Source organism: Paenibacillus agaridevorans (assembly GCF_003112455.1).
In the GTDB taxonomy this organism is placed as follows: Bacteria; Bacillota; Bacilli; order Paenibacillales; family Paenibacillaceae; genus Pristimantibacillus; species Pristimantibacillus agaridevorans.
Genome location: NZ_BDQX01000315.1, coordinates 1 through 7,443, shown reverse-complemented (window position 1 = coordinate 7,443; position 7,443 = coordinate 1). Strand labels below are relative to the sequence as shown.

At 55.1% G+C, this 7,443-nt stretch carries 3 protein-coding genes; all 3 read right to left on the bottom strand.

The genetic code is table 11. The annotated features are described in order from the left end of the window. On the bottom strand, positions 1–2,147 hold a 2,147-nt coding region (locus tag PAT3040_RS25110; protein ID WP_219930315.1), incomplete at its 3' end, for a TolB family protein. A 320-nt stretch (positions 2,148–2,467) separates the two neighbouring features. Beyond that, positions 2,468–6,829 carry an S-layer homology domain-containing protein gene (locus PAT3040_RS25105; RefSeq protein ID WP_108994829.1) on the bottom strand — a complete coding sequence of 1,454 codons (4,362 nt, stop codon included), beginning with the start codon at positions 6,827–6,829 and terminating at the stop codon, positions 2,468–2,470. 207 nt (positions 6,830–7,036) lie between these two features. Further along, a partial coding sequence (locus PAT3040_RS25100; RefSeq protein WP_146200544.1) for an S-layer homology domain-containing protein occupies positions 7,037–7,443 on the bottom strand: 407 nt, incomplete at its 5' end.

Below are 7,443 nucleotides of genomic sequence, written 5' to 3'. Positions count from 1 at the left end.
CGATCCGTCGCGATTTCCACTACCAGCTTGCCCGCCACATGAACCGGAAGATTGGCTGCCGTCCTCGCCTCGTCCGCGCGATCCTTCGGATACGCGATGATGCGGTCGATCTGCGTCATGCCTTCTTTGACCTCGAAAACGGCTCCATAATAACCCGGCGCCGTCTCGATTAGCTCGACTGCGGCTTCCCTGGGCACGGCTTCTCCGTTGCCGCCTTCCGTCACCGTCCGGTAATAGACGATTGCCTCCACGTTCAGATCCCGTTGACCGATCGCCTGGATCGCTACTTCCGTGTCCCACTTCAACAGCCCGTCGACTTTTCGGTCTTCCGCAACCGACCAGCGAACGCTTTCGATCCCTTCTGCAGGGGCTTCGTCGCAAGCTTCGAAACATACGCTATAAATGCCGTAACCGGAATAATTGCTTTCGCCGCGCAAGTACACGGCCTTGCTCCCGTCGCCGCTCAAGCCCACTTGCGTGGTCGACTCGCGAAGAGCCCCTATCTGCCGGAAGCTTCCCTCCTGCACGTCGAACCTAACCGCTCCGAATGGGGATCGGATGGGCAGCGGGGCTTCCGTCGGGTTAAGGATTCGGTAATCAAACGCCACATATCGCCCGTCATCCGATAACAAAGGAGTGCCCATATAAGCGCCGATATTGCGGTTCTCCGCCCACGCCACCGTATGTTCGCCCGTCTCCCGGTCATACAGGCCTACCTGCTTCGCCACTTTGTCGGTATACGCCACATAACGTCCGTCCGCGGACACGGCCGCCGCGCCGATGGAAATCTCGCCGTTTTCCGTGTCGTTATTGCGTATCGGAACAGAAGCCGTCTCACCCGTATCCGTATCGTACAGATACAAGCGGCTGATGCCGGCGCTCGCCCCGCCAGGCGCAAGCTCGGGGGCCGCGGTGACGAACGCCGCGTATCGGCCCGCCCCGCTTATGGCCGCCGCGCCGCTCAGTTGCGACAAATCCCCGCCGTCCGCCTGCTCGCTGATCCGTGTAATGCGAATATCGCTCCAATCGGACAAATCCGCCACGAAGACGTCCTGAAGCCCGTTGGCGTCCCCCGCAGCCAAAGCGCCGGAGGCCGATTCGAACAGCAGCTTGCCGCCATCGTCGCTCAGCGACAAACCGGACAACCGCCCGGACGCCACCGCCGCTACACGCACCGCAACCTCATTCGTCCGATCGTACACATAAAGAGAGATTTCCGTCCGATCTTCATTGGAATCTTCATAGGCAACGAATCTGCCGTCGCCGCTGACCGCAAGCCCTTGATCGATATACGCCTTGTTCATATTCCCGATCACTTGCTTCGTGCCGGCCGCAGCGTCGTATACAACAATGCCGTCCCGATCCGGATGCCCTGAATAATAAACGGCCGTGCCGCCGTCCCGGCTTATTGCCGGCAAGGTGTAGACTTCTTCTTCGCCGCTTTCGATTGCCGTCAAGTACCGGTGAGAAGTCGCGGCATGGACCGGGAGCGGATCCGAGCGGTTCCCGGCTTTGTCGATGGCATAGAAAACATAATCCACATATGCCGCCTCGGGCAGGCCCGCCTCAAAAAATTGCCGATCCGCCGTTTCCGTCACCAGCGTGCCGTCTCGCCGCTCCAGCCGGTATCGGTCAATCGACGCATCCGGAACGTAATTTCCATGCTCGTCGACCCGGTATGGAGGCTCCCACTGCAGCATCACTTCATTGTAAGCGATGTTGAACCAGCGGATATCCATACTGTACGCATCCGGCCCCGTCAGGTCGACCTCCACCGTCGCCTTGTCGGACAACGCGCTCCTCTCTCCGCCCAGCTCCGCAGCCGCGGCAAGCTCGTAACGCCCTTCCGAAAGCTCCAGCGTCATGCGGAATCTGCCGTCTCCAGACGCCTCCACCGCATCCGTCGCGACCGGGGTTTCGCCTGGCCGGTTGTAATAGACGGTGACGGTCGAGCCGGGCGCCGCCGTTCCGCCAACCTCGACTGCCCGCTCGTTCGTAAACTCCGGCAGCGGGTCGATGATCGGCGGAGCAACCCCCGTGCCCGCTTGACCGTCGTCGGCCGCCTTCACGCCGCCTCCTGCTGGCAGAACCCATTCAAACAGCAGAGCCGCCGCAAGCACGCATGCCATCATTTTCCTGAATATCACCTTTGCCTCACTCCTCTCGCCCTCCGTTATCCATTCGCCTCACAATTGCATACAGAATAATCCAATTGTAAGAGAAGGCTATCGGCTGCAATAGTTACAGGCCGTCATCACTTTTGTCACCGATGTCACTATAGTCCCAGACCGGCGCGCGCGGGATTTATTGAACGGGAGGAAAAGCCCGCCAGGAAGCTCCTTCATTGCTGCGAACGGCAGCATGTGCCTGACGCAAAAACGCTCACGTCAATGGCGGTGATGAAAACACCGGCACAGAACGTGAGCGCTGCTATCGGACGAGTCCGATTCATAAATGAGGGGAGATTTTAATCGATAAATTCGACATATTGCAAAAACCGCCTTAACATCACAACGGCTTGCGCTCTAGTCGCAAAGTTGGAAGGCGCAAATGAATCATCTGTCATGCCTGAGATGATGCCTGCGTTTACGGCTTGAGCAACCGCTGCTTTGGCCCATGGGGATATAGTCGTATGATCCTCAAATTTGTCCAGAACAGTCGGCGCTTGATCGGGATGGATCGGGGCATAGCCCAAAACCGCCAACGCATTGCTCAGCATAACGGCCATCTGTTCTCTAGTAATAAAGCGGTCTGGAGCAAATTCATTTTCCGACACCCCTTTGACCAATCCAGCCTTGACGCCTGCTTCAATGGCCGCCGCATGCCAATCCCCCTGGGCTACATCATGGAAGATGGCGCTCTGCGCGGATTGCCCGACATTCAAGCCCAAACCGCGCACCAGCAAGGATGTAAATTCAGCTCTTGTAATTGAGCTGTTTGGCGCAAATTCAGTAGCGGACACCCCGTTTACGATAAGTTTGGACGCCAGCAGTTCTACGGATGTTTTCGCCCAGTGACCGTCAAGGTCGGAATATGTTTTATCTTCGGCTTCCATAATTGCGTAGATGCTGTTGTGCGGTACTTTGATCGCCATTTCCGGCGTACCGTCATCCCTGGCTCTGGTCACGGCCGGTGCAAAGTGCAGCTTTCCCGTTGCGGGATCGTACAAGACGGCAACGATAGGCCCGTCTGAGCGGCCCTCGTCCAGCACGATGGCGCGAACGATATATATCCCGCCAAAATCTCTGATTTCCTCGATTCGCCCATCAGACGAAACGGTCACCTCATAACTAATGGCATGACTGATTCGCTTAAGACCGGCGTTGCTCGCGGCACGCTCCAGCGACTCTTTTTGTTGTCCGGCAATTTGGCCGATCGCTATTTTCACATGTGTGACAGACGACTTTGACTCCAAAGGCAAAGCATTAACCTGCAGCTCATAACTTGAAGCGTTTAATCTGACTTCAAATGTGGCGGCGGGATAGGCCGTCTTCAACTTGACCAGCGAAGAAGCGGGAAACTGCACTTGCACGGCCTGTTCAGAATCGTTGACTACTATGGAGACGAACGATCCTGCCGCCTTGCCAAGCGCATCAAGCACCCGTTCAAGGATTTTGTCAGTCAATATGACATGCTCGACAACAGTGCCGTCTTCAAGCGTTTCCTTGCTGATGATCGAAGAATCAACAATCAGTTGAATACCGAAATCCGTATAATTCAACTGCAGTTCCTGATTTTTGTTTGGTACAGGATAGTAGACAGGGTTCCAGATATTCGATATACGAATTTCCTCCACCGCTTCATTGCCTGCAGCGTCCTTTGCATACACGGTATAAACGTCATTTTCCGTAACGATAAACAACCCATCGGTCATGATATCGGTTCCGCTCGTCCCGTCGGCGAAATCGGCGACGGAGCGGCTCCCCTGCATCCAATTCAGCTTCGTCATCCTATTGATATCGCCATGAGCCTCAGCCAAGGCGCTGACTGAGACGGAGCGACTCCCTTCTGCGAGAGTGGGGGTCAAGGATATTTCCGGCATCGTTTTAATGATATTGCCAATCTCGATTGTCGCAACGAAGCTGTTTCCCGCTTCGTCCTGCGCGAAAACCGAATATGTGCCGTTGGCGTCTGCCTGGAAGCTATCCCCGCTCAGCTCAATGCCTTCTGCTGCAAAATACGCCTTGGTTCTCAGCCCTTCCGCCCACTTTAAAGCTGCAATTGCGCTGCCCGTGCCGTCTGCATTCACCGTTATTGCGATGGATTCGTTGGTCGGCACAGTATTCGCAGGCTCCTGCGATAACAAGATTTCCGGCCGGACAGCATCGATAATAATGCCCGTTGTCGCCCTTGTCGGCAAATTCCGCTGAACGGCAATATCCGTATCCGCAACATGGATTTCGGCTCCGTCCGGCAGTCCGATCCCCATTCCGATTTCAATTGCGTTGTCATAGGCCAGGCCTTCCTGCACGTCATACGTAAAGATCAGCTTGTTTCGTTCACCGACAGGCTGTCCGGCATAAACGGCGTACACGGTGGTGGCGTCCGCTCCTTCTCCAATCGTAACGGGAATAGTTGGCGCACCTGTGACATCCACATCCACTCCATAGCCGATGGTGAAAGCAAGCGTATCTCCGATACCGTACAGTCCGGCTTCAGGCACTGCAAAGTCGATTAATTCCGGAGCGGGAACCTCGATAATAAGCCGATATTCTCCGTCAGGCCTGCCGAAGACGCCTGTCGTTGTCACCACAATCTCATTGCTCCCGACTGCAACGGCCAACTGCTCCGAGACAGACTCTGTTGTGCCGATTGTCACCGTTGCATTGGAAACGGCAGGAGCCGCCGTAATCGTAACGGAATCCATATAGCGATCGGCCAACAATTCGTATACGCCTTGACTCGGCGAGAAAGTGCCGGAAGTCCAGGTCAATTCGGCATCGTCAGCTGTTGCCGCCAATGACTGAAGTTTCACGGCCTCAAAGCTGTCGACAAACATCGGATAAGTGGTGCCGTTAATCATGGCCCAGCTATCGTCCCAATCCCAGCCTTCATATGTCGCGGGAAGCTGCATGTCCGCCGTTGTTTTTCCTTCGCCGCCGCCGGAAATCAAGAGCGAACCGATTTCGGCATCCCAGTATGAATCGTCGACGACTCCTGAAGCATTTTTGCCAATCAGCCCGCCCGTATACGCGTTGCCGCTCACGAGTCCTGCGGCATAGGTAAAGGTCACGTTAGCCGCTCCGCTGTTTAACCCGACTAAGCCGCCAACATGCTCATCCCCGTCGACGTTGCCCTTTACATAAGCGTTCGAGATGAATCCCGTATTGCTGCCGACCAGGCCGCCAACCAGGCTTCCTCCCGATATAACCGCGTTCTCGAGGCCAATATTGCGGATGATTCCCGAAGAGGCTCCAAATAATCCGGCATAGTCATCCGTGCTGTCGACCGTCAAATTGCGGATGACGGACCTGTTTCCTTCAAAGGTTCCCGTAAAAGGTTGGCCGCCGTCTCCGATCGGGTTCCAGTCCATGCCTGCCAAATCGAGATCATTCATTAACTCATAGTCGCCGCTTAACGCATAAGGAGCGGTTCCGATCGCCGCCAGCTGAGAAGCGGTCGTGATGCGATGGGCGTAATCTATTCCGTCTTCGCGAATCACTTGAAGCGTATAGGCTGCTTCGAACGGATTGGTATCGGCTCCCGGTACGACAACGTCGGTCGAAACCGTGATGTCGACGTTGTTTGCGCCGGGAACCAAAGAAATGACTTTCGAGTCCAAATCCTCGCCGTTGATCAATACGTTTGCGCGGCTGCTGCCAGAGGATGCCGACACCCTCACGCTATCCACTTCGCCTGTCACCCGGCTCGAATATGTCGCTATATGAGGGGCGAACTCCGGCTCGTATACCATTTCGCCATCGTTGATCGCCAGCTCGTCCAGTACAATCTGATCCAGTGTGGTGCGATGCATCGGGAAGGTCATGCCCTCCAAAATGCCCCATTGTCCTTGCTCGGAGAAGTCCCACAAGTCGAAGTTGGCTGCATGTTTCATTTGCGATGTTGTCAAGCCTATTCCATTCCCGGAAAAGCTGGCCAAGCTGCTATTGTAATATGATTCCGTTATGCGGATGTCGTGTCCTTCCGTGCTGCCGACAAGCCCTCCGACTTGACCTGCCCCGGTTCCGATTACATTGGCAGAAGCGTAAGAAGCACGTATCCGGCTGGGAGCGATGGTTACCCCATAGGCGAGTCCAACCAATCCGCCGACACCATCTGCACCTTCCACGGTTCCGGTGACATAGGCGTTTTCAATTGTTGTGCCAACTATATATCCAACCAAACCGCCGACATCGCTAGTTTCCCCTTTTCCCGAAATATCTACATCGATCAAACCTATATTTCGAATAACGGCATCCGAAGTCACGCCGAATAAACCGACTGTGCCAGCGGTTGAAGTGATTTGCAAATGGGAGATCGTATGGCCGTTGCCGTCCAATGTACCACTGAATGCATTGGATAAGTGGCCCCCGGTACCAACCGGCTCCCAGCCATCCCCGTCATTGTAGCCTGCGCCTGTCGGGCTTAAATAGTCTGATAAATCGATATCTGCGCCGAGCGCATAATGCCCCGCCAGATTATTACGCATTGCATGAAGCCCGGGGGCATCCGTAATGATAATCGGACATTGGTCAGACGTTCCGGGCGTTACTCCGTCGCAAGCAGACGCCAGCACGCGCCTTTCCGGACCAAAAGGCAACGCAATGGTCGTGAATAAAAAGACAACTACAAACCTAGCAATCCATTTGCGATACAAATTACTTTTCATTGTTCCCCTCCAAGTATGTAGTTCTAAACAAACATGACTTGGGACTGCTAGAGTCTACCATATTCCGCCGCTACATCAGGATGTGTGTCTAGTAATCCCGTATTTAAAACTAAATCCAATTATACTATATTCTAGAATTGCTTAGCACGATAAAATGGCAAAGACCTGGCCGGTATCCGGCCAGGTCGATTCGTTTGCTGTTGCGTTTTATTCCAGATCCAAAAGTCGAAGCAGCAGCACGCAGCCTTCGGCTCGCGTCAGCGGTTCGAGAGGAGCAAAGCGATTGGCGCCGCGTCCTTGCAGCAATCCATTCGAAGCAGTAAGCTGCACGGAATCGATTGCCCAATCGGGTATTTGCTCCGCATCGTCGAAGGTATGCCGAGCCGCATCGTTTGCAGGATCGGCCAATTGGCCGCTATATTTCGCAGCCCTGACAAGCATAACCGCCATTTCCGCGCGGCTGATTGCCCGCGCTCCCCTGAACGTGCCGTCTTCGTAGCCCATTAGCAACCCGGCTTCAACCGCGCTGTATACGCCGGAACGCGCCCATTCCGGCAATGACCCGTCATCCGCGAACGGAACGGCAGCTCCGCTCTGCGGAAGCCCGAGCGCGC

Coding starts and splice junctions, on each gene's coding strand:
- PAT3040_RS25105 (WP_108994829.1), bottom strand. CDS start 6,829: ATGAAAAGTAATTTGTATCGCAAATGGATTGCTAGGTTTGTAGTTGTC.